This window comes from Rhizobium sp. RU35A, assembly GCF_900156005.1.
Taxonomy (GTDB): Bacteria; Pseudomonadota; Alphaproteobacteria; order Rhizobiales; family Rhizobiaceae; genus Neorhizobium; species Neorhizobium straminoryzae.
This window is the reverse complement of record NZ_FTMR01000023.1, coordinates 1-22,941: the sequence shown is the minus strand read 5'-3', so window position 1 is coordinate 22,941 and position 22,941 is coordinate 1. Positions and strand designations below refer to the sequence as shown.

17 protein-coding genes are annotated in these 22,941 nt (G+C 59.6%); 5 read left to right on the top strand and 12 right to left on the bottom strand.

Features of this window, described 5'->3' with window-relative positions; translation table 11 throughout:
• Nucleotides 1-186, top strand: a 186-nt coding sequence (locus F3H95_RS25975; RefSeq protein WP_149748080.1) for an integrase core domain-containing protein, incomplete at its 5' end; no start/stop codon positions are given.
• A 218-nt stretch (nucleotides 187-404) separates the two neighbouring features.
• Here the strand turns inward: F3H95_RS25975 and F3H95_RS25970 are convergent.
• Entirely contained in the window at nucleotides 405-4,199 is a 3,795-nt protein-coding gene (locus tag F3H95_RS25970) for a vitamin B12-dependent ribonucleotide reductase (RefSeq protein WP_149748092.1), read from the bottom strand.
• Between the two features lie 662 nt (nucleotides 4,200-4,861).
• On the opposite strand from F3H95_RS25970, the gene F3H95_RS25965 reads away from it, so the two are divergent.
• Nucleotides 4,862-6,769: a methyl-accepting chemotaxis protein gene (locus tag F3H95_RS25965; protein ID WP_149748091.1), complete on the top strand. Its 1,908-nt coding sequence runs from the start codon at nucleotides 4,862-4,864 to the stop codon at nucleotides 6,767-6,769.
• Between the two features lie 337 nt (nucleotides 6,770-7,106).
• Here the strand turns inward: F3H95_RS25965 and F3H95_RS25960 are convergent, their stop codons facing one another.
• From F3H95_RS25960 to F3H95_RS25940, 5 genes are all read right to left on the bottom strand, one after another.
• Nucleotides 7,107-7,685 carry a hypothetical protein gene (locus F3H95_RS25960; RefSeq protein ID WP_244618147.1) on the bottom strand — a complete coding sequence of 193 codons (579 nt, stop codon included), beginning with the start codon at nucleotides 7,683-7,685 and terminating at the stop codon, nucleotides 7,107-7,109.
• Between the two features lie 88 nt (nucleotides 7,686-7,773).
• Nucleotides 7,774-9,546, bottom strand: a complete 1,773-nt coding sequence (locus tag F3H95_RS25955; RefSeq protein ID WP_149748090.1) for a methyl-accepting chemotaxis protein — start codon at nucleotides 9,544-9,546, stop codon at nucleotides 7,774-7,776.
• A gap of 286 nt (nucleotides 9,547-9,832) precedes the next feature.
• A complete protein-coding gene (gpt, locus tag F3H95_RS25950) occupies nucleotides 9,833-10,330 on the bottom strand; it encodes a xanthine phosphoribosyltransferase (RefSeq protein ID WP_143125621.1) in 498 nt (165 codons plus the stop codon).
• A gap of 196 nt (nucleotides 10,331-10,526) precedes the next feature.
• Entirely contained in the window at nucleotides 10,527-11,369 is an 843-nt protein-coding gene (locus F3H95_RS25945) for a universal stress protein (protein WP_143125622.1), read from the bottom strand.
• A gap of 98 nt (nucleotides 11,370-11,467) precedes the next feature.
• Nucleotides 11,468-12,238: a competence/damage-inducible protein A gene (locus tag F3H95_RS25940; protein ID WP_143125623.1), complete on the bottom strand. Its 771-nt coding sequence runs from the start codon at nucleotides 12,236-12,238 to the stop codon at nucleotides 11,468-11,470.
• Between the two features lie 237 nt (nucleotides 12,239-12,475).
• On the opposite strand from F3H95_RS25940, the gene wrbA reads away from it, so the two are divergent.
• Nucleotides 12,476-13,075, top strand: a complete 600-nt coding sequence (wrbA, locus tag F3H95_RS25935) for an NAD(P)H:quinone oxidoreductase type IV (protein WP_143125624.1) — start codon at nucleotides 12,476-12,478, stop codon at nucleotides 13,073-13,075.
• Between the two features lie 88 nt (nucleotides 13,076-13,163).
• Here the strand turns inward: wrbA and F3H95_RS25930 are convergent, their stop codons facing one another.
• The 3 genes from F3H95_RS25930 to F3H95_RS25920 all read right to left on the bottom strand — a co-directional run bounded on the left by F3H95_RS25930 (nucleotide 13,164) and on the right by F3H95_RS25920 (nucleotide 15,990).
• Entirely contained in the window at nucleotides 13,164-13,580 is a 417-nt protein-coding gene (locus tag F3H95_RS25930; RefSeq protein ID WP_244618146.1) for a response regulator, read from the bottom strand.
• Nucleotides 13,581-13,680: 100 nt separating this feature from the next.
• The gene (locus F3H95_RS25925) at nucleotides 13,681-13,941 is read right to left on the bottom strand and encodes a lipoprotein (RefSeq protein ID WP_149748089.1); all 261 of its coding nucleotides are present in this window, start codon (nucleotides 13,939-13,941) and stop codon (nucleotides 13,681-13,683) included.
• 315 nt (nucleotides 13,942-14,256) lie between these two features.
• The gene (locus F3H95_RS25920) at nucleotides 14,257-15,990 is read right to left on the bottom strand and encodes a recombinase family protein (protein ID WP_149748088.1); all 1,734 of its coding nucleotides are present in this window, start codon (nucleotides 15,988-15,990) and stop codon (nucleotides 14,257-14,259) included.
• A 2,419-nt stretch (nucleotides 15,991-18,409) separates the two neighbouring features.
• Here F3H95_RS25920 and F3H95_RS25910 point away from each other — a divergent pair.
• Entirely contained in the window at nucleotides 18,410-19,786 is a 1,377-nt protein-coding gene (locus tag F3H95_RS25910; RefSeq protein ID WP_149748086.1) for an LA2681 family HEPN domain-containing protein, read from the top strand.
• Nucleotides 19,787-19,846: 60 nt separating this feature from the next.
• Here F3H95_RS25910 and F3H95_RS27320 read toward each other — a convergent pair whose 3' ends face one another.
• Nucleotides 19,847-20,023: a hypothetical protein gene (locus tag F3H95_RS27320; RefSeq protein ID WP_188134494.1), complete on the bottom strand. Its 177-nt coding sequence runs from the start codon at nucleotides 20,021-20,023 to the stop codon at nucleotides 19,847-19,849.
• Between the two features lie 209 nt (nucleotides 20,024-20,232).
• Here F3H95_RS27320 and F3H95_RS25905 point away from each other — a divergent pair, with 209 nt between their 5' ends.
• A complete protein-coding gene (locus tag F3H95_RS25905; protein WP_188134493.1) occupies nucleotides 20,233-21,561 on the top strand; it encodes a S8 family serine peptidase in 1,329 nt (442 codons plus the stop codon).
• Between the two features lie 301 nt (nucleotides 21,562-21,862).
• On the opposite strand, the gene F3H95_RS25900 is transcribed toward F3H95_RS25905, so the two are convergent.
• Complete coding sequence (locus F3H95_RS25900; protein WP_149748084.1) at nucleotides 21,863-22,582, bottom strand: hypothetical protein; 720 nt, start codon at nucleotides 22,580-22,582, stop codon at nucleotides 21,863-21,865.
• Between the two features lie 173 nt (nucleotides 22,583-22,755).
• Nucleotides 22,756-22,941: hypothetical protein (locus F3H95_RS27380; RefSeq protein WP_210248598.1), on the bottom strand; the 186-nt coding region annotated here is incomplete at its 5' end.

Below are 22,941 nucleotides of genomic sequence, written 5' to 3'. Positions count from 1 at the left end.
CGGCTGCGCGATGAATGCCTCAACGAGCACCTCTTCACCAGCTACCGCCACGCGAGGGAGATTATCGAAGACTGGAGAAACGACTATAACCTAGATCGCCCGCATACGAGCCTCGACGGTTTAACCCCTTACGAGTTTGCAACCCGGTCCAGAAAGGACCAGAACATGAACAGAGCTAACTTATAAACGCGGACAATCAGGGGAGCAGGTCAGTTGGCTTAGTAGTAGTCACGCCAAGTCAGTCTTTCTAATGAATACGGAATCCGCCTAAAGGCGGATACTTCTCTAGTTTTGGTCCGCTTCGAAAATTTAGGTCTTGATTAGTGGCATACAGCCAAGAGGGGCAGCTCAGTTTGTAAGCCGCCCCCAGATGTTATCACTCACTCACGGAGTAAGAAGAGTAATTAAGAGCACCCACTTGTACTTCCACACGTGTCGCACTTCTCGCACGTCCCATTGCGCACCATCGTAAAATTCTGGCACTCGGAGCACATGTTGCCCGTGTAGCCCTGCGCGATGGAGCGCATGCGGCGTTCTGCTTCCACCTTCTTTGCGTCTGCCTTGGCAGAGGCGGCGTCGGCGGCGGCCTTGTCGGAGAAGAGGGCGGTGGCGGCCTCGTCGGCGATCACTTCCTCGATGATCTCTTCTGCCAGTTCCTTGGCCCGCTCCTCGTAGTCGCGCTTGAAGGACACGACTTCGGAGGTGGAAATGGCAACCGTTGCTTCCAGCTTGCGGGCGGCGGAGCCGGCAAAAGCCGTCACATTGCCGCCGGCCGAGGCCTTGGCCGGTGCCGCGGAGGACGCGCCGCGCGGTTCGCCGGACTGGGCGCTGGAGACCAGCGTCGGGCGATAGCCGCGGGTCAGGCCCTTCGAGACGATGTCGGCCTTGCCTTCGGAGACGCCGCGGCCGAGCGCCGTGGAGGAGAAGTCGGAGGTATCGACATGCGCCAGATCGTGGCGGCCGAGATAGGAAATGGCGAGTTCGCGGAACACGTAGTCGAGGATCGACGTGGCGTTCTTGATCGCGTCATTGCCCGTCACGATGCCGGCCGGCTCGAACTTGGTGAAGGTGAAGGCATCGACATATTCTTCCAGCGGCACGCCGTATTGCAGGCCGAGCGAGACCGAGATGGCGAAATTGTTGATGAAGGCGCGCAGCGCCGAACCTTCCTTGTTCATGTCGAGGAAGATCTCGCCAAGGCGGCCGTCGTCATACTCGCCGGTGCGCAGGAAGATGGTGTGGCCGCCGATCTTCGCCTTCTGGGTATAGCCCTTGCGGCGCGACGGCAGCTTTTCCTGGCTGCGGACCAGACGTTCCACCACGCGCTCGACGATCTTTTCGGTGACAACCACGGCCTGGGCGGCTGCCGGCTGTGCCAGCAGTTCTTCCACCAGGTCCTCGTCGTCCTCATCCTCGATCAGCGAGGCGTTGAGCGGCTGGGAGAGCTTCGAGCCATCGCGGTAAAGCGCATTGGCCTTCAGCGCCAGCTTCCAGGAGAGCATGTAGGCGGAGCCGCAATCCTCGACGGTCGCCTCGTTCGGCATGTTGATCGTCTTGGAGATCGCACCCGAGATGAACGGCTGGGCTGCCGCCATCATGCGGATATGGCTTTCGACCGAGAGATACCGCTTGCCGATCTTGCCGCAGGGATTGGCGCAATCGAAGACGGGCAGATGCTCGGTCTTCAGGAAGGGCGCGCCTTCCAGCGTCATCGCACCGCAGACATGGATGTTGGCGGCTTCGATGTCCTTCTTCGAGAAGCCGATATGCTCCAGAAGGTTGAAGCTCATGTCGGCGAGCTGCTCGTCGGAAACTTTCAGGGTTTCCTTCAGGAAGTCGGCGCCGAGCGTCCACTGGTTGAAGACGAACTTGATGTCGAAGGCAGCCTTGGTGGCGCCGTTGATCGCCTCGATCTTCTCGTCGGTAAAGCCCTTGGCCTTCAGCGAGCCGGGGTTCACGCCCGGTGCCTGGTTGATGTTGCCATGGCCGACGGCATAGGCCTCGATCTCGGCAATCTGGCTTTCGGAATAGCCGAGCGTGCGCAGCGCTTCCGGCACGGCGCCGTTGATGATCTTGAAGTAGCCGCCGCCGGCCAGTTTCTTGAACTTCACCAGCGCGAAGTCGGGCTCGATGCCGGTCGTGTCGCAGTCCATCACGAGGCCGATCGTGCCGGTCGGCGCAATCACCGTCGTCTGGGCATTGCGGTAGCCGTGCTGCTCGCCGAGCGAGAGCGCCTTGTCCCAGGCCGCCTTGGCATGGGCCACGAGATCCCGGTCCGGATTTTCCGAATGGATCAGCGGAACCGGGTTGACGGAGAGGCCTTCGTAGCCGGTCGCTTCGCCGTAGGCGGCGCGGCGATGGTTGCGGATGACGCGCAGCATGTTGTCGCGGTTGGGCGCAAAGCCCGGGAAGGGGCCAAGCTCCGAGGCGATTTCCGCCGAGGTGGCATAGGAGACGCCGGTCATGATCGCCGTCAGCGAGCCGGCAATGGCGCGGCCCTCTGCCGAATCGTAGGGAATGCCGGAGGACATCAAGAGGCCGCCGATATTGGCATAGCCGAGGCCGAGCGTGCGGTACTGGTAGGACAGTTCGGCAATCTGGCGCGACGGGAACTGCGCCATCATCACCGAGATTTCCAAAACGACGGTCCACAGGCGCACCGCATGCTCGTAATCGGCAATGTTGATGCGCTTGGTGGCCCGGTCCTTGAACTGCAGGAGGTTCAGCGAGGCCAGGTTGCAGGCCGTGTCATCCAGGAACATGTATTCCGAACACGGGTTCGATGCGCGGATCGGGCCTGCCGCCGGGCAGGTGTGCCAGTCGTTCATCGTCGTGTTGAAGTGCAGGCCCGGATCGGCCGATGCCCAGGCGGCATAGGAAATCTTTTCCCAGAGATCGCGGGCCTTCAGCGTCTTCAGCACCTTGCCGTCCTTGCGGGCAGTCAGGTTCCAGTTGCCGTCAGTCTCGACAGCGCGCAGGAAATCGTCCTTCAGCGAGACGGAGTTGTTGGAGTTCTGGCCGGAGACGGTGAGATAGGCTTCCGAATCCCAGTCCGTGTCATAGGTCTTGAACTCGAGATCCTTGTAGCCCTGCTTGGCGAACTGGATAACGCGCTTGACATAGTTTTCCGGCACCTGGTCCTTCTTGGCAGCGCGGATTTCGCGCTTCAGGGCCGGGTTCTTGGTCGGGTCGAAGCAATCGTCGCCATCGCCGTCGCAATTCACGCAGGCCTTCATGATGGCCTTCAGGTGGCGGGCAACGATCTTGGAACCGGTGACGAGGGCGGCAACCTTCTGCTCTTCCTTCACCTTCCAGTCGATGTAGGCTTCGATATCGGGATGGTCGATGTCGACCACCACCATCTTGGCGGCGCGGCGCGTGGTGCCGCCCGACTTGATGGCGCCGGCAGCGCGGTCACCGATCTTCAGGAAGGACATGAGGCCCGAGGAACGGCCGCCGCCGGACAGCTTTTCGCCTTCGCCGCGCAGATGGGAGAAGTTGGAGCCGGTGCCGGAACCATACTTGAAGAGGCGCGCTTCACGCACCCACAGGTCCATGATGCCGCCCTCGTTGACGAGATCGTCCTCGACGGACTGGATGAAGCAGGCATGCGGCTGCGGGTGTTCGTAAGCGGACTTCGACTTGGTCAGCTTGCCGGTGAAGGGATCGACGTAGAAATGGCCCTGGCCGGGGCCGTCGATGCCATAGGCCCAGTGCAGGCCGGTGTTGAACCACTGCGGGCTGTTCGGCGCCACGCGCTGGGTGGCGAGCATGTAGGCAAGCTCGTCCTTGAAGGCGGCGGCATCTTCTTCCGAGGAGAAATACTTGCCCTTCCAGCCCCAGTAGGTCCAGGTGCCGGCCAGACGGTCAAACACCTGGCGCGCATCGGTTTCCGAACCGTAGCGTTCGGATTCCGGCAGATCCTTCAGGGCCTTTTCGTCGGCAACCGAGCGCCACAGGAAGGAGGGAACGTCGTTTTCCTCGACCTTTTTCAGGGCCTTCGGCACGCCGGCCTTGCGGAAATATTTTTGCGCGAGAACGTCGGTCGCCACCTGGGAAAACTGCGCGGGAACGTCGATGTCTTCCAGGCGGAAGACGATCGAGCCGTCGGGATTGCGGATCTCGCTGACAGCCTTGCGGAATTCGATCTCCGCATAGGCGCCCTGGCCAGGTTTGGTGAAACGACGTTCAATGCGCATCTCTCTCGTCCTCGCTGTCGCGCCCGCCGGGCGCACAAAAATCCGTCGGCGGCGATCGCTGTCAAACAACGCGCAGCCGTGCCCGTTTCAACTCGAATGGTAAATCATCCGTGGATGGTCGACCTGTATCTTGTGGGCAGGTTGGCTGCAAACACTAAATATAGCGTAAAAGCAGTTTTCCACCACCCCATTTTGCCGAGACGGTGGCACAAAAAGACACGCGACATCCACCAGCGTGCGAGCCCTCATGGCAAGCCGCCGACCGACGGAGTTGGGTGATTTTTGCGCTTACAGAGGATCGGCCTCGTGACGTCCGATCCTGTCGCCGCCGCAACGGTTCCAATCTCGGCCGAACCGGGAGATTCGTCAAGGCTTAGACTGCAACGGTTTTTTAACCACAATATCTTGTGTCTGTAAGCTGTGGAAAACGGGGAGAAGCGAATCATTCAATCGCATCAAGCATTTGGCGTGGCGTCTTTCCCGGCCGCCTTCTGCGGTGTGACGGATTTTGTGACAGATGCAGGATCGGGACCCCATAAATTCTCGGAGTTTTTCCATGCAAAATTTTAACGCACGTAACTTAGGAGATTCGAATGGAAGAATGCTGCGGGTGCATACCCTGCCGTGCATCCGCCCCGTTCGAAGCCTTCGGAGAGATGTCCGTGACGATCAAGAACCTGTCGATCCTCAAGAAGATCAGTCTGGTGGTGGTGCTGATGGGCGCTGCCGCCGCCGCCATTGCCGCTGTCGGAACGCAAGGCCTCTTCTCGATGGGGGGTGCGCTGAAGGATACGGGGGCACGCGAGGAGGTGGCCCGCGAGGCCATGGACCTGCGCATCGACATCATTGCCATCAGCCGCATGACCTACCAGCTGGCGCTCGCGCCCGACAAGGCCGCCGATTTCGCCGCCGAGACCGAGAAGCGCGCCAAGGAAATGCTGGAACGCCTGCCGAAGATCGCCTCCACCGCCGATGCGGAGGAGCAGAAGCAGCTCTCCGACATCAAGGCGAGCCTCAACGCCTATTTCGATGCCATCCGTCAGATGGTGAAGATAGCCGGCACCGAAGCCGGCAAGGATCGCCAGGTGATGACGGCTGCACTTGAGAAAGCGCTGGACGGCCAGAAGGCCGTGACGGCTGCCGTCAAGGTTTACAGCACCTATTCCGCCAAGACGCTGTCGCAGTCGCGCGCCTATGCGATCGATGAGTCGCAAACGACGGTCATGATCCTTGCGATCACCGCCGTGGTCTGCATCGTCGCCGGCGTCGCGCTCAGCCTCGTCATCGCCCGTCGCGAGATTGCAAGCCCCATCCGCCGCATGACGCTGGTGATGAGCGCCATGGCAAAAGGCCGCACAGACCAACCGGTGACCGATACCGACCGCACCGACGAAATCGGCGAGATGGCCCGCGCGCTCGAAGTGTTCCGCGCCAACGAGATCCAGATGCGAGCCATGGAAGCGCAGGAGGCGGCGCTCAATCGTCAGAGCAAGGATCTGCAGGTCTCGATCAGCGGCATCGTGGCCGCCGCCGCTGCCGGCGATTTCAGCCAGCGCATCAGCAAGCGCTACGAGGATGCCGATCTCGAACGCTTCGCCACCAGCGTCAACGAACTGGTGGAGAATGTCGACAAGGGGATCACGGAGGTGCGCCGCGTTGTCGCCGCTCTGGCCGAGCAGGACCTGACGCAGGATATGCGGGGCACCTTCCAGGGGGCCTTTGCCGAACTGCAGCAGAACGTCAACGCCACCATGGGCGTGCTGCGGGGCACGATGGATAACGTGCGCACCGCCGCAGGCACCATCAGCGACAATTCCGGCGAGCTGTCCTCGGCCTCCAACCAGCTGGCGCGCCGCACCGAGCAGCAGGCAGCAGCCCTTGAAGAGACCGCGGCGGCTCTCGAGGAAATCACCACCACGGTTCGCATGTCGACCGATCGCGCCAACGAGGCAACCCGCATGGTGGCAGAGACGAAGGCCAGCGCCGGCCGCTCCGGCGGCATCGTGCGCGATGCGATCGAGGCCATGGGTCGCATCGAACAGTCCTCGCAGAAGATCAGCCAGATCATCTCCGTCATTGACGAGATCGCTTTCCAGACCAACCTGCTGGCGCTGAATGCCGGTGTCGAGGCGGCGCGCGCGGGCGAGGCCGGTCGTGGCTTTGCCGTAGTGGCGCAGGAGGTGCGGGAACTCGCGCAGCGATCTGCCAATGCCGCCAAGGAGATCAAGACGCTGATCAACACGTCTGCCGACGAGGTCAAGGGCGGCGTGACGCTGGTGCTCTCCACCGGCGAGGCGCTGAAGGAGATCGAGGATCTGGTCAACCGCGTCAACGACCATGTCGCGACCATCGCGCGCGCCGCCGGCGAACAGTCCGCAGCGCTCGGCGAGATCAACACCTCCGTCAACCACATGGACCAGATGACGCAGCAGAACGCGGCCATGGTGGAGGAAACCACCGCCGCGAGCCAGGTGCTGGCGTCCGAAAGCCGCCAGCTGACAGCGATCCTCGCGCGCTTCCGGCTGGATGGCGCCGCCAGCGCCGGCCACGCCTATCGCACGGCGGCCTGATCCTCGGGTCAGGAACGGACCGGCAACGAGACAGGCGCCCGCGTGGCGCCTTTTTCGTTGGCCACGAGACCGGGGAATGCCATGCACTCCGGGTACTCTCCGGGCTCCGAAACGCATGAACCGGCGTGACGGCGATGCGTTCCGGCAGTCGGCCCTCTGTCCCCATGCAGGTGAACGGTGCCGCCGTGAAAGGGGAGACGCCGGCATTCCTGCATGCCACGTCCGCGGCAACATCTCCGGCGACAGAGCTTGCAGACCAGGCTCTTACAGCGGCTCCCGAATGCAAGCGGCCGCCCGAAAGGACGGCCGCGGTGCCTGGCTGATGGAATGGATGAGGTCAGAGGGCTTCGAGGTTGACGCCGACCGTGATCGCGCCGATCGGCTTGCCGCTTTCGTCGCTGATGGTCATGGAGGCCTGGGACTGCAGGGCCTGGCTCGATTCGTCCTTCTCGACCTTGTCGACGAACAGCACATCCTTGCCGACACCGAAGCTCTTCTGGAACTTCGCCTCGTCCCCCTGCCAGTAGTCGGAGGTGACTTCGCTCTGGCCGACATTGAGGCCCTTGTTGTCCATCACGAACACTTCCGCAATGGCGCCCTTGGAATCGGCCTGCTTGGCCTTGAGGAAGGCAGAGACGGCATTGCCGAGCGTTGCAGTGATCAGCGGCTTGTCGGCGGCGTCCACTTCCGCGCGCCATTTCTTGTCGAGGGCCACGATATCGGCCTCGCTCAGATTGGCGTGCTTGGCATTCTGCGCCTTGATGGCGCCGATGATGACGGGATCATTCACCCAGCCGGTGACATGGGCCTTCATATAGGCGGTCACGGGGGCGACATGTGCCTCTTCCGCCCTGGCCGGCTGCAGGAAGAGGGTCATCATGGCGGTGGCGGCAAGACCGGTCAGAAAATGTTTCATAGGGTGCTCCTCGGATGGGGGGATTCTGGACGGGACCTTCTGCCGGTTGCGCCTCGCCGGTCCCGGTGGCGAGGCATCGTGTTGGGGATCAGGCGACGCGGCGTTGGGCGGCAAGAGGGCCGAGCTGGAAGCGACCGCTGGCGTCCTGCATGGTGCGGCTCTGCGAGAGCAGATCATGGGAGGCGGCGCTCACCTCTTCCACCATGGCGGCGTTCTGCTGGGTCGTCTGGTCCATGCTGCTGATCGAGGCATTGATCTCCTGCAGGCCGGTTGCCTGCTGGCGATAGGACTGCACCATGCCGACGATGCCTTCGGCGATGCGGCCGATATGCTCCTCGATCTTCAGCAGCGTGTCGCCGGTCTGGTTGACGAGCTGGACGCCGTTTGCCACCTCGCTGTTCGACACATCGATCAGGTTCTTGATCTGTTTGGCGGCATTGGCCGAGCGCTGGGCAAGCTCGCGCACTTCCTGCGCGACGACCGCAAAGCCCTTGCCGGCTTCACCGGCACGCGCGGCCTCGACGCCAGCATTGAGCGCCAGAAGATTCGTCTGGAAGGCGATCTCATCGATCACGCCGATGATCGTGCCGATCTGCGAGGACGAGTGCTGGATGCGGTCCATGGCGCCGATCGCATTGCGCACGACCTCGGCCGAATGGCTGGCTTCCGACTTGGCTTCGCCCACCATGGCACCAGTCGTCTCGGCGCTCTGCGAGGAGGTGCGCACGGTTGCGGTGACCTGATCGAGCGCGGCAGCGGTTTCCTCCAGCGCAGCGGCCTGCTGTTCAGTGCGCTTGGCCAGTTGCTCGGCCTGAGAGGCAAGCTCCACGGCGCCACTTTCCACATTGCCGGCCGATGACTTGATTTCGGTGATGGCGACCGCAACGGACTGCACCATGGCGTTGAAATCCAGTCGCAGCTTCTCGAATTCGGGACCGAGATCGCCAAGCGTAGCGGTGAGATCGCCGGCTGCCATCCGTTCCAGCGCGGAGCCGACGCTTGCCATCACCCGTGCCTGGGTCGCCGCATTGTCTTCGGCCATGCGCGCATTGCGGGCACGTTCGCTGCTGATCGTCGCCTGCTGCTCTTCGGCCAGGCGATGTTGTTCCTGCTGGGCGATCGCATCCTTGCGGAAGCCTTCGAGTGCGCGGGCCAGGAAGCCGATCTCGTCGCCCTTCTGCTGGAAGACGACCGGCGACTGCAGATCGCCCTGCTGCAGGCCGGCGATGCGGCGGCTGATGACTTGCAACGGCTGGCCGACCAGCCGGCGCATGGTGACGATGAAGACGGTAACGGCAGCGATGATGACGAGGGACTGCAACATGACCGAGGTGAGAACCTTGCTGCGGATCTGGTCGATGATCCGGTCGCCGGTCCAGGTCGTCACGACATAGCCCGTCGGCTTGCCGGACTTGTCATTGGGAAGCGGCGCAACGATCGTCATCAGGTCCGGATCGGCGCCAGTATCGACGATCGCAGGTTTCTCGGGGCGGGTCGCGGCAGCCTTTGCCAGCGCATCGGCAGAGGGCAGGTCGTCCACCTCCTTGCGGTTCCAGCTGTCTACGACATTCAACGTGGCGCCATAGGCGGCAAATTGCACGAGGTGCAGATCCGCCTTGTCCCGGTAGAGGGCATAGGCTTCCTGAACGACATCGGCCTTGCCCCACTTGACGCCTCCTGACGCAAGCGTCGCAAACTGTGCCGTATCCTTCATCCAGTTTGCGGAGATCAGCGACAGCATGGCGGCCCGTTCGCTGGTCCAGGTGGAGATGCCGAGACCGATGACGCCGATCAGGTTGATCGTCACGATGATGGCGGACAGCTTGGCCGTCAGGGGAAGGGATCTCAGGAAATTCGGCATGGCGCCCTCGGCTCCAGGGACCGCATGGCGGGTCCGGGACATGGCTCGATGCGCTTGATGGTCAGGCCGTCATGGTCCGCCGCAGCCTCAGGGTGCAACCGCGCGTCTCATTTTATGGCTTTCGAATATAAATAAATCGTGAAATAGGCTTCCCGCGTTGGGGGGTACGGACAGGCAAATGTCTGAGAACAAAACATAATTGACACTCATGTCGGTTCGCAAAGCCGTATCCAAAACGAAAGAACCCGCCGGTCGGGCGGGTTCCAGATGCGGGAGAAAGCAAGGATCAGCCCTTGTGGCCCTTGGCGATCGGTTCCTGATAGGTGAAGCCCATGTCCCAGGGGAAATAGATCCAGGTGTCCTGCGAGACTTCGGTGACGAAGGTATCGACCGTCGGAACGCCCTTCGGCTTGGCATAGACGCAGGCAAAATGTGCGTTCGGCATCATGGCGCGCACTTCCGAGGCGGTCTTGCCGGTGTCGGTGAGGTCGTCCACGACCAGTACGCCCTTGCCGCCATCGGTCAGCAGGTCGGCGGTAATGCCTTTCAGCACGTTCATGTCGCCCTGGTTCACATAGTCATGGTAGGAGGCGATGCAGACTGTTTCGATCAGGCGGATGTTCAGTTCGCGCGAAATGATCGCGGCCGGCACCAGGCCGCCGCGCGTAATGCAGACGATGGCACGGAAATCCTGGTTGAGGCCGGCCAGCCGCCAGGCCAGCGCACGGGCGTCACGGTGAAACTGATCCCAGGAAACGGGAAAGGCTTTGTCGGGTAGGGACATGCGAAAAGGCTCCGAAGGCGCTGACGGGCAAATGGGGAGGGCGCGCCGCAAATGCCGGAGCAGCCCGCGGGCGGCCTGTTCGACAGGTTCCCGTTGGCTGCTGCTCTTAGCGGCAAATCCCTTGAAAAAGCAAGCCGGATGCGCAGGCAGAGGCGGGGCATTCCCACGGGAAAGCCCCGGTGTTGCGCAGAAAGCCTCAGCGCGACAGAAGCGTCAGCGCCGTCATGCTTGCCAGGACGCTGCGGGTCACGCCGCCGAACAGCATTTCCCACCAGCGCGAATGGCCATAGCCGCCCATGACCAGCAGGTCGATGCCGTCATCGGCCAGCCGGTTCTCGATGGCGGTCGCCGTCGGAACCGGGCAATTCTCCTCGGTCTTGAGCGTCACCTTCACGCCGTGGCGGGAGAGTGCGTTGGCGAGATCGGTGCCGGCGAGATCGGGTGCCTGGCGCGGCATGCCGGGCGGATCGACGGAGAAGATTTCGACGCTGTCGGCACGCATAAGAAGGGGCAGGGCATCGAAGGCGGCGCGGGCGGCCTCGCGCGAGCCGTTCCAGGCTACCAGCGCACGACGGATGGGCTGCGGTTCCTTCAGGATGTGCGGCACGAGCAGAACAGGCCGGCCGCTCTCGAACAGCAACGCATCCAGGTCTGCGCTGCTGTCATTGCCGTGCTCCGCGTCGTTCTGGAAGGCGAGCACCAGATCGCTGGCACGCAGGCACTCCTGCACGCTGTCGGAACTATAGCCGGCTGAGGAAACGTAAGGGCGCCACTCGAAGGACAGGCCTTCCCGTTCCATGCCGGCGCGGAACACGGTTTCGATGCGCCGGGTTTCAGCCTGGGCTGCCTGCTGCAGCGCCTCCACCGCCGCCGGATCGGGAATTTCCATCGGTGCGATCAGCGGCACCGTCGCCAGCATTTCGGCGCGAAGGCCGATCACATGGGCAGAGAAGGTGCGGGCAAGATCGGCGGCGAAGCGGGTGATCGGCGGGGCGCTGCGTTCACTGTCGAGAACGGCAAGGATCGTCTTGTAACCCATGGGCGGTGTCTCCTCTCGGGCGGGATGGTGGAGCGTTTCGTTCCACCATGCGCCTTGAAATGGGCCTCGCCTTGCGCTGGGTCAAGCGCTGGCGCCGATCAGGCCTCGGGACCCGGATGACCACTGGCACGGGCCGTATCGAGATCACGGATCATCGCGGCAATCGCATGAGCGGCGGCGTCCAGTGCCTCGGGGTCGCGGGCGCGCACGACCAGTTCGGTGGAAAAACGCTGCCCGTCATATTTCGGATAGGAGCCGATGCTGGTTGCCGGATGCGCCTTCTGGATCGCGCCGAGCAGGGTGCCGATATCGCCTTCACCGTAAGGGCAGGGCAGGGACCGTGTCAGCATTTTGGCGCCGCCCGCCAGCTCCGGCAGGATATTGTCCACCATGGCCTGGAAAACCTGTGGCACGCCGGCCATCACATAGACATTCTCCACCACGAAGCCCGGTGCCGTGGAAACCGGATTGGCGATGTGCCGGGCGCCACGCGGCATGCGCGCCATGCGCTGGCGCGCCTCGGTAAATTCCATGCCGCGCCGTGCATACATGTCTGCCAACAACCGCATGGCCTCGGCATCATGCTCGCAGGGCAGGCCGAAGGCTTTCGACACCGCATCGGCGGTGATGTCGTCATGTGTCGGGCCGATGCCGCCGGAGGTGAAGACATAGGTATAGCGGGCCCGCAGCGCATTCAGCGCCTCAACGATCGCCTCCTCCTCGTCTGCGACGATGCGGACTTCCTTCAGATCGATGCCCGAAAGCAGCAGAACATCGGCGAGATGACCGATATTCTTGTCCTTGGTGCGGCCGGACAGAAGTTCGTCGCCAATCGCCAGGATGGCGGCGGTCACGATCTGGGTGGTCATGGAGATCCTCACTGGAAACTGGAATGGCTGTTGTCACCTTCCCACGCCAAAATGGCGACGGCAAGAATGCTTGGGCATGTGGCCTGCGTTACGCCGTTGTGACTGCAACGGATTTTTCGTCCTCAAAGATTGAACACTGCGTGCGACCACAAGGCACTGGCGAAACGCCCGGTTGCGACTAAGTTGATCAGCAACGGCCGCGCCATTCCGGCGCTGCACGCAAAAAGGGAGACATACATGCCGAAGGTTCTGGTTCTCTATCATTCCACCTATGGCCATATCGAAACGATGGCCTATGCCGTTGCCGAGGGCGCCAAGTCCGCAGGCGCCGAGGTGACGGTGCTGCGCGTGCCGGAACTGGTGCCGGAGGAGGTTGCCAAGGCTTCGCATTACAAGGTGGATCAGCCGGCTGCCATCGCCAAGGTGGATGACCTCGTGGATTACGACGCCATCATCGTCGGTGCCGGCACGCGCTTCGGCACGGTCGCCTCGCAGATGCGCAATTTCTGGGACCAGACCGGCGGCCTGTGGTTCAACGGCAAGCTGATCGGAAAGGTCGGCTCGGTCTTCACCTCCACCGCCACCCAGCATGGCGGACAGGAATCGACCATTCTGTCCTTCATTCCGACCTTCCTGCACCACGGCATGGTCGTGGCCGGTCTTCCCTACTCCTTCCAGGGGCAGATGGGCACCGAGCAGGTCAAGGGTGGCTCGCCCTACGGCGCCTCCACGATCACCGAAGGCGACGGCTCGCGGCAGCCCTCTGAGATCGAACTCGAAGGTGCCCGTTTCCAAGGCGCGCATGTGGCCCGCATCGCCGCCAAGCTGGCCGGCTGATCCGTCCGGTTTTCGGGAAGCACGAGGGCGCGGGGAGCAATCTCCGCGCCTTTTCAGTTTGCCGGAGCCTGCGTCATTCCGGCGGCGCTCAGCCCTGTGGTTCGGCGAGCGGTCGGAACAGACGCAGGCGCGCCGGGGCATTGCGGCGCACGCCATTCTTCCAGTCGACCGCAAACTGGATCACATCGGTCGCGGCCTGAAGGGTGAGCGGCTTGGCGATGACACCGAGCGCACCGGCATCGCGTCCTTCCACCAGCATCGGATTGCCGGTCACGAACACCACCAGAATGCCGCGCTCCACCAGACGGGCTGCCAGTTCCGGCCCCGTTTCTCCATCGGCGAGCCGCACGTCGACGAAGGCAATATCGGCCTCGGCGGCATAGTTCAGTGCCACTGACATGTCCGGTGCGATGCCCACCACCTCATGGCCGCAGCGCTGGACGGCATCCTCCAGATCCATGGCGATCAGGAGTCCGTCTTCGACGATGAGGAAGCGATAGGTCACGTGTGTTCACTCTTTCTGCGGGAAAGCCACGACATAGGGTTGCGGCGCCGAAGGACAAGTCCGCAAGCCACCGGAGGATCCCCGCCGCCCGTATCCCGGTTCAGTTGTCGTCGATGATATCGGGCAGGAAGCGTCGCCAGATGAGCTTGAGGCTGCGGTCCGGCTGGATCTGGTAGGTTTCCACATACTCGCCTCCATCGCCATAGAAGCGGTGCTCGAAGGTGCTGCCGACCGGCGACTTCGTGAGCTTGGTGCGCGGCTGGCCGTTATAGGTGATGGAGCCGGGGATCGGTTCGACGCTGGCGGTGGTGCAGGCGCTGAGCGCAAGGGCGGTGCCGAGGATGATCAGGGAGCGTTTCATCAGTTGAAGACCTGTTGCATGCGGTGACGGGAAAACCGGCCGGACATGCCAAAGTTCCAGGCCGCATGCCGGCAGAGGCCCTGTGCTTCATGTGGTGCTTTTTTCGCGCAGCGCCAGTGCCTGTTCGCGGACAGGACAAAGGTGGCTGCGAGCGTACGAATATTCGCGAACATGGACTTGCAATTTTGAGACAAGCCCACGAATAAGACTGTGCCCATGATTGAAGTCGGGGCAAGCGGACGTGGCGAAATTGGTAGACGCAGCAGACTTTTGACAATTGGAGTGCCCGCGGGGAAATCCGCGGTGTAGAACCGCTCAAAGTCGGGGAACGCTAAAGGGGAGATCCCAAGGCCAATCCCGAGCCAAGCCCTTCCGGCCGGAAGGGAAGGTGTAGAGACTGGACGGGCGGCGCCTAAAACCTTCTTCGGTCATGGCGAAGGGACAGTCCAGACCACGAACGCCTTCGGGCGGCGGCGAAAGCCGAAGTGGTATGAAAATCTGCCTCTCGTTCGAGATTACGGGTTCGAGTCCCGTCGTCCGCACCATTCGACTATTATCCACCTGGAGACCTTCTAACACCCTGAACGGTAAGGTGGTTTCGGCGGTTCGAAAGCCCACTTCAGGTGCATACTGAAGATTCTCAGTGAATACTAACTTCCGTACAGCTCTTCGATCCTCCGTCTTGCCAGTTTCCCATAGTTTCCAGGGGCTTGAAAGAAATGTGATGGCGGTTCGTAAGGTCGCGTCGAAGTCCGGCATCGCTTTCGCCCCAGTTTCGATCTTTTCGGCAAGCGCGGTCTTCTGCCTCTGAAGATCAACGAGCCTCGCCTCATAGGTCGCGATCAACTCGGAATTGGCAGCACCTGTGATAAGATCAATCAGGCGTCCGATTGAATTTTCAGTCGTAGTCAACTCGCGACGAAGAAGCGCGATTCGATCTGCAGCCCCGGCCGATCGTTTCTCCCACGTATTGCGGAAAACGGCAGTCGCGATTTCGATGATCTTAGCCGAAGGCGTCAGACTCTTGAGCAGCGCCTCAAATTGTTTGTGCATCTCGTCACGGCCAAAGGATTTCCTATAGCGGATGCACTTTTTGTTGAGACAAAAATAATAAGGATACTCAGCGCTTCGTCCGACCGAATAGGCCCCGCCGAGAAGCCGACCGCAGTGGGCGCATTGAACGGCTTGACGAAGCGGAAAGTGCTCGCTCAGGTCAGAGCGACCCGGCGTTTTAGCGGCTCCCCGAAGACGTTCTTGGATTCGTTGATAAGTTTCAAATGTGATCAGGGCTTGATGATGCCCTGGCCTGATTGAAACGTCCCATGGCAGATACTCGATGTAACCTGCATACAGCAGCGAGCTTAGCAGTTCGGTCACTCGATCAATCTTGACGGTGCCATCGCGCTGTTTTGGATATCCTGGACTGTTTTCCAGAAAGCGCTGTACCTCGGCTCTAGTCTGAAATCGACCGCTGTCAAATCCCTCGAGCGCTTCAGTCACAATCGACGCAACCGGCTCTCGAGGGACTAAAACTTTTTGGCCTGCAACTCTTGCGTATTGATATCCTGGTCGCTTGGTGAAGCACCAGTAGCCGTTCAGTAGGCGTCCTCTCATGCGGTTCCGGACCTGCTCGCCGTTCTTCTGCCGTTGGTGTTGAGACACGCTGGCAAGAAGATTCTCAACGAGAATGTCGTCGGAACTTTCACCAAACTCGAAGGAAGGGCACTCGAGTCTCGCTCCGGTTGACGCAATAGCAGCCCGAAGATTGTGGTGGACGATGATACCGCGGGCGAGGCGTGTGATATCGTCAATGATCACAACACATGTGGCCCGGCGATTCTTAACCAAAAACTTGATCATCTCCGCGAAACCTGGGCGGCGTTCTGTGCTCCCGGTCCGGTCATCAACGAACATCGCAGACAGAGCGGGATACCCGCGATTTCGTGCGTACTCTCTGATTCGAGCTTCTTGTGACCCGAGACCGTCCCCCTCCTTGAGCTGCTTCTTCGCTGAAACCCGGCCGTAGCCTACGACAATTAGGTCCGACATTACTTTGCTCTCCGTTTGCTTGATGCTTTCGTTGTTCGGTGCGGGATGGGCGTCTCCGCGGGCGTTTTGCGGAACGTCTTCGGTGGCCTCCGATAGGAGGTGCTCTCGGTGGCTGTGGTTTAATGGTTGGGCGGAAAGCCATCGCTTGCTGGACAGAATCGACGCCGAATGCGCGATCGACGAAGCTTTCCATGATCGCGCTCAGAACCTCGAGCAATTCGTCCTTGGCACGCGGTGATGCGCTTATACTCTCCAGCAGCGGATAGACTTCCTGGACATGTTCGGTCCTCCTCATGAGGACCTCCCATGCTTGGGACTGTCCATTGGAACCTTGCTAGCTCGGCGTTCCCGCCCGGCGGTCTCGTCCCTCAACGTCGAAGCCTCGTCGACGAATTCAATGCGGATGCCAGCGGCAGTTAGGCGATATGCTACCGCTTCGAAGATGCCTGCGCTTCGCGCGATACGGCTTCGGTCTACGGTCAGAAGGACGTCAAAGGTTGCCGGAACACTAGCCGCCTGTCTCAGAACCGCTGTCAAGCCAGTGCGCGACAGCGAGTTTCCAGATTTTGCGGCGTCGCGTGCTTCGCCCACCACGACATAGGAGAGTTTCTGTGCGTGTTGTCGCAAGCGTTGAAGTTGCTCATCTGCCCTTGCGGTAGGTGCATTTTGATCTTCAGTGGCAGACCTTCCATAAAGAAGTGCACGAATAGGACTGATCTCAGGACGCATACTGTTACTCCACGCACTTGGAAACGGATTTGCTTATGGGGGCCGTTCACTAGATTTCCGATCGCCTATTGCTCAGGATCGTCCCTCAGTGTCTGGTCCACCGATGCATTCAACTCGCGCTCAGAAGCGGGTATGCGCTTATGCGCAGGCACCACCATGTCCAGCGAAGGTAGCGGACCGCGGTTCCTCTGCCGGAGGATGGCATCTCGGCGGCGCGTCTCTGGGTTGAAGTTCGATCGTCGCCCCCGGTCAAAAATTCTCCCGCGCGTCCTTAGGGGGCAACGCTTTCCTGTACGATCCGTATTGGACCCACGCATTGCTGATCCTTCCCAGTTGAATGAACCTCTCGCTTTGAAGGTTCGATGTTCTGCTTTCGTGCTGCTGGCCTATGTCTGATGCGCCGACCAACCGGTCGGAAGATTGCATTCGTTTCGATGGCGGTCGTTACCGTGGCTCACCTGTCTATTCGATCCGGAAGGCGGCCGCAGAAGCCTTGAGGTTGATTGCCCCCCAATCGGGAATTCTGACTGCCTTAACGTTGCCCAAGCGTAATATGCAAAATGAGAAGGGGTTAACAACCCATTGATTTTGTTGTCGAAGTCTTGAATTTCTTTCGCTGGGGGGCATGAGATGGAGTGAGCTGGAAACATTCGTTGATGTCTCGAATTTTCTTTTTCAGATGCCCGGAGTCTTCCGATACTTGATCCATGCAGCGGTCACGAAAGCTGCGACGAAAGTGGCATGGATGGGCGTCCTCGAGCTACAGCGCCATCGGGAGCGATGGTTTTACCTGCGATAGGACGAATAGCCTTACGCCTAATCGTTGCGTGAGCGGCGAGGGAGATAAATGGAAGATATCGGTGGCAAGGCAGCGACAAGCGCAGGGAGCATCACTATGAACCTCGCGGCATGAATAGCCGAGCGGTATCCATATAAGAGTGACGCTGGAGATGAAATTCGAGCGCTGAACTGCCCCCCCATTTCGACCGGACAGTCGGCATAAGCAGAAAGGCTCAAGCACAGGCTTGAGGACAGGCTTATGTCTAACGAGTATCGACACGTTGAATTGCTGACGGGCGATGTCCGCGGTAGAGGGTCGGTTACCTATTGAGCTTCATGATGGTGACCGAAGCTGGCAGATATCCGAACGGGTGTCGTTAACCGAGGTGTCAACCGCCAATCTCCTTTTCTGAGGCGACGATGGCGCGTCCGGGAGAGTATGCAACAGGGGGTCGTCCAGCGCTGTTGAAGCGGGCATTCTTGCGCGTTCTAATCGGCGAATTGGACCGACTGTTGGTTTCCCAAAAGCTGACGTCGCATGCGACCGCAATGCCGAAATGGGGTTGGGAAGAGCAGTGGCGGCTCGTGGAAGGCCGCCTTGGAGGTTGGTCGGTAACATGCTCAAGAAAGTAGACGCAATACGGCCTAGCTCCAATGTGGGATAATCGCTACGAATGGAGTGCTCCTGCGCCCATTTTAAACGGACGGTCTACTTCACCTAATGGCCAATCTCATAGAGAACCTAATCCAGGAACTTCAGGAGTTGCGGGACCAGGACCCCGCAGAGGCACTCCGTCGGGTAGACCAGTTGGATGCGAGTCCCAACGCGAGGGCTACCGCGGCTATCATCCTAATCGATTGCGGAGATGCTCTAGGCGATCTAGCGTCCATCAGGAGAGGTGTAGACCTATTGGAGGCCCTTTCTGCTGAGATCGGCTTCAGCCCCAATACCGCATACAATCTGGCCAACGGACTTCAGTTACGAGCACGCTTTACCGCCAAATCGGACGCTTCCTTTCGCGGGCAAGCCTCGGATGATCGTTTTCGGGCGCGTGTCCTTTTTGGCGCGGTCATGGATGACGCGTCAGCATCCGCGGCGACCAGATCGCAAATGCTGACGAACATAGGAGTTTTGTTCCTCGAAACACATCGGTGGGTTGAAGCGCTGGATTGCTTTCAGCATGCCTTACGCATCCTGCCCACAAACGCTGTAGCGGCATATCAAGAGATGCGTCGCCTGATGTCGCTGGCCAATCTTTTCTTCTCAAGCGAAGAAACCTATCAGTCTTATTGCCATGTCGATGCCTTGTGCCAACGCGTCAGATACTTGGCGACCGTAACTTCAAATAACTACGACGTTTTCGAGCAGTTTGCCGGAGCGTCAGCGCTGCCTGACGTGAAAAAGGCCGTCGCTCAGGCCCTGAAGTTCAGTGAAGCGCCTGAGCAGCAGGTCGATAGCCCTTACTTTTCGTTTGTCCATCGGAACAATTTCGCGCTCTCTATACACTGTAGCGCAGAAGAAATTTCGTCCGGGCGCTTTGATTTATTGACGATTCCGCACATTCGTACGAGCTTGTCCGATGGGCCGGGGGGCCCCGAAATCTTCGCCATGATGAACGTTATGAAGGCAGATTTCGCATTCGCTAGACAGGTTCTCTTTGAGGTTCGAGAGGACGACGCAAAGACGCCCTATTTCGAAACAACGTCTCACGCCGACACTCTGGATTATGCCGTATACGGGGTCAGATACTCTGCTCTGACAACGGCGCAGCGCATCGCATTCGACATCCTCGACAAAATTTCTGTTGCCATAGCCTGCTATTTGAAGCTTCCGCTGGCGCAGAAGTCATCATTTATGTCTATCTGGGGCAAGCAGGAAAAGGGTAAGGGATTCGTCTTTTCGCCAACGATTGAGGCATCGCTAGTTAACGGCAATCAACCGCTTTTGGCGCTTTTTAATGTTTTTCAGGATATTTCAAAGCATGAAGGGTTGGGTGACGGCTTCATGGGCGCTCAGAGGCAACTGAGGAATTCTTCGACCCATCGTTTTACGGTTCTTCATGATGTGGGACGTGAACCTGCGTCCAATTCCTCGGCCGTCGATCACAGAAATCTCGAGGAATTCAAGCAGCTAACACTCGCATCGCTGCGTCTGGCAAGGGCTGCACTGTTCTACTTCGTCGACTTTGTTGTCTTCTCCGAAGGCCAAAAAGAAAATGAACGGGACGGTTTAGTATTGTCCTCCGAAGTTCCGGACCACGATTATATCAGGGGCCGCAGAGATTAGTGCTTGGAGTTGCCCTTGTGTGGGCGACGATAGCGTCTCTTTGGCGGTAAGTTATGCGGGTCACAACCGGTCACAGAGATCGTCAGCGTTCTTTGACACCAATTTCTGCCCGGCATCCGGTTCCGGACATTTGCTCGCGAAATCCATTTCTCCGTATTCACATGCCTGAAGCAAGCTGACCAAGGTGTTCCGGAGCGACTTGTCGTCGTCGATGATGGCAACCGAGATTTTTGCCACGTTTATTCCCTTTGGCCAGCGTTCAAGCGATGAGCTTAGCGGGCGGGCGGGCGAAGGGAACCGTACGATGGTTTATCCGAAGCGCCCTCAATTAGCGTCCGCAATCGTCGAACGCACGGCAGGATGTTCGCACGGATTTGGCCTGAAGCGCAACATTTTGGATGATGAACAGCGAAGGTGCTCGGTGCCCTCGACAGAAAAGATTCGAAATGCAATTGTCGCTTGAAAATGGCCGCCACTCGCCCTTCGCGGGCGACCTCAATCCTGCGAGCGCAGCATTGTCTGAATTGAACCTTGAAATTAGGTCAGCCGACGGAGAGAACGTCGATTGCATTTGCCATCTCTTGGTCGAGAGTGCTGACGCACCGGATCACAAGCGAACGGTTCGTACCGACGGTTTTGGCAAGGCAATTTTCGAGATTTCTCCAGGTGAGGAGCAAATCCTCTGGCTCGTCACGAGACCAATTGAAGCGGGATTTTGGTGTGGATGGGTAGACGGCGACGCCATCGACCCGTCGGAACCGAACTCGATGAGGATCGTGTGCGACAGACTAAGCGGCATCCCTGCATTCCCTTGGTGGCTCGAAATACTGAATGTTGACCCCAGTCATAACAACCGGGGAAAGGGCGTACAGATCGGCGTCGTGGATACCGCGCTCAAAGACATTGGCGGCCTCGAACATGTGCAATCATTGGCGCAAGCCCACCAACAAGAAGTCTCCAGCGATCCAATCGAGGCAGGACCGAGCCACGGCGAGATGGTTTGTCGCGTTCTCGCTGACCGCAGCGCATGTCCGGAGTGCGAGCCGATCGTCCCTTCCGCTTCGGTGGTGTTGGCGTTGTCGGGATACTCTCCGAGGACATGGAGTTTTTCCGAACTTGGTTCGGAATATCCGCCGGGCGTCGACCCTGTTGCCGTGACTAACGCGATTTTCGATTTGGTTTTCAAGTGTGATGTGGACATCATCAACCTGAGCCTCGGCACTCACAAGGAGCCGGATGACGTCGCGCAGGGAATGCGTATCGCCATCGAGGCCGCGACTTCAAGGGGAATAGTCGTCGTCTGCGCCGCCGGAAACCAACGATTGAGCACGGTGGCGTTTCCCGCTCGATTGGACGACTGCGTGGCAGTTGGTGCGTTCGGTTTAGCGGACTGGGGCGGGGAACATTCGATCGTGAAGAGATATTCCGAGATCGACAGGGGCTCGGATGAGCATGGCAAGTTCGGCCAATGGAGCATATACAGCTGGTACCAGAGCGCCTTCGGGACAGGTCTCGACCTCGTCGCGCCGGGCGTGGGCCTTGTCATCTCCCGGCAGGGGGTGCCTGCTTACGACATCACGGGAACGTCTTTCGCGGCACCGTTGGTTGCAGGAGTCTTGGCCATAAATTTGGCGAAGCAACGAATTAGTTCAGGAGACTGGAATCTCTCGGCTCGGAAAGTGCTGAACGAGATGCTGTCACCAGCTTCGGGCTACGTACATTTGGCATCGTTTAACAAATTGTTTCAGGGTAACGGCATATTGTCGCTGAGGTGAGATTGCCGTTATATCACTCAAGACCAAGCGGTGGGAAAGCCGGAATGAAGACGCGAATGATTGTCACGATGCGAGGTCCATTCGCCGCCGAGTTTGGGCAAGCGTCTCCCGACCGTCGCACTAAGATAGTTGGTGAAGTAAAATCGAAGCTACGTGCGAGCGCACCGTCCGTTAAAGTGGTGGGCGACATCTCGTATGCGACGCGGATCATCATAGAAGAGGCTGAAGTCGACCGACTTCGGAAGGGCCTCAAGGACATGCTCGTGGTCGACAGGGACTACGGGATGGATTCCCTGTAGCGTCAGACCTGTGTGAAGAACAGTTCCGCTTCTGAGTGCGGCGGATCGAGCGTGTCATCCCACCCATAAGAGAACAATTGTAGAGAGTCAGCGCCGATCCAACGGGTTCGAATTCCGCACAATCCAATGAGTGGGGTAAGGCGGTTTTCGCTGACCTCGAAATATCCGACTTTCGACTGACTCTTGAAATGAAGCCTTACGTTCGCATCCTTGAGGTCCAACTTTGTCGCGCCGTCGCCTTGTAGCGACAACGTCGCCCCCTTTTCTTGAGAGACTGCGACCGTGAAGTTAGCAACTCGAACAATGTCGGTGACGACGACCCAGTCGCGCTTAAACGAAAAGTTGGTCAACAGGCTCTGACCGAGTTCATTCTTGCTCGCGATGGATTGGGTTGAACAGCCGGCCGCGTTGAAAAAGATGCTGTATTCGCTTCCGAAGCCGACATCGAGGGTTGCCGTTGCTCCGACATCTGCCACGCTCGCGTTAACCCCGATGGCGACACTAGCTCCTTCGGAGAAGGCGATATGTTTCGAACCTTGGTTGCCCAGGCATGGAGGGACTGCGATGCTTAGGTCGGAAAGCGAGCCGAGCCGCTCGAACCGCGCGCCGACGCGGCGACCGTAGTCGCCAAGCTTCAAGACCGTTGCTGGGGGCCAGACCGCATGGATAGGACGGAGTTGGGAGTAGACCTTGGTACAGTAAATGTCACTGATGCTTGCCACAGAATTCTCCCATCGAAGTCTTGAGCGTTCATAGCCGCGCCACCATCGATAGTACAATTCATAGAGAACAATCAATAGGTAGCGCAAGCCGGCAAGGATTGAGAGTCGCGGAATCTTTCAAGCGCTGAAGTCGCGAATTGATTATTCTCTTCGGACATCGGACCCCGCCGCGATCATTTGCCAACGCGTTTCCCGTCCACCATGTGAGGTAGAGGTTGACCTTGCCCCGTTGAACTAATCCATTTTGAAGTAAGCTCTGGCCCATTGTGACGTGCTCCCCGATTTTGGGCCACCGGGAGCTGGAATTTTCCGGGGTTATGGCTCAGGTCAGCGGTGGTGCCGATGAGCCCTTCATGAGC

What these genes read in the sequence shown, in the direction of transcription:
- F3H95_RS25925 (WP_149748089.1), bottom strand. Translation starts at nt 13,941, where the DNA reads ATGAAACGCTCCCTGATCATCCTCGGCACCGCCCTTGCGCTCAGCGCC.
- wrbA (WP_143125624.1), top strand. Translation starts at nt 12,476, where the DNA reads ATGCCGAAGGTTCTGGTTCTCTATCATTCCACCTATGGCCATATCGAA.
- F3H95_RS25905 (WP_188134493.1), top strand. Translation starts at nt 20,233, where the DNA reads ATGCAATTGTCGCTTGAAAATGGCCGCCACTCGCCCTTCGCGGGCGAC.
- F3H95_RS25960 (WP_244618147.1), bottom strand. Translation starts at nt 7,685, where the DNA reads ATGAAACATTTTCTGACCGGTCTTGCCGCCACCGCCATGATGACCCTC.
- gpt (WP_143125621.1), bottom strand. Translation starts at nt 10,330, where the DNA reads ATGTCCCTACCCGACAAAGCCTTTCCCGTTTCCTGGGATCAGTTTCAC.
- F3H95_RS25945 (WP_143125622.1), bottom strand. Translation starts at nt 11,369, where the DNA reads ATGGGTTACAAGACGATCCTTGCCGTTCTCGACAGTGAACGCAGCGCC.
- F3H95_RS25920 (WP_149748088.1), bottom strand. Translation starts at nt 15,990, where the DNA reads ATGTCGGACCTAATTGTCGTAGGCTACGGCCGGGTTTCAGCGAAGAAG.
- F3H95_RS25955 (WP_149748090.1), bottom strand. Translation starts at nt 9,546, where the DNA reads ATGCCGAATTTCCTGAGATCCCTTCCCCTGACGGCCAAGCTGTCCGCC.
- F3H95_RS25940 (WP_143125623.1), bottom strand. Translation starts at nt 12,238, where the DNA reads ATGACCACCCAGATCGTGACCGCCGCCATCCTGGCGATTGGCGACGAA.
- F3H95_RS25970 (WP_149748092.1), bottom strand. Translation starts at nt 4,199, where the DNA reads ATGCGCATTGAACGTCGTTTCACCAAACCTGGCCAGGGCGCCTATGCG.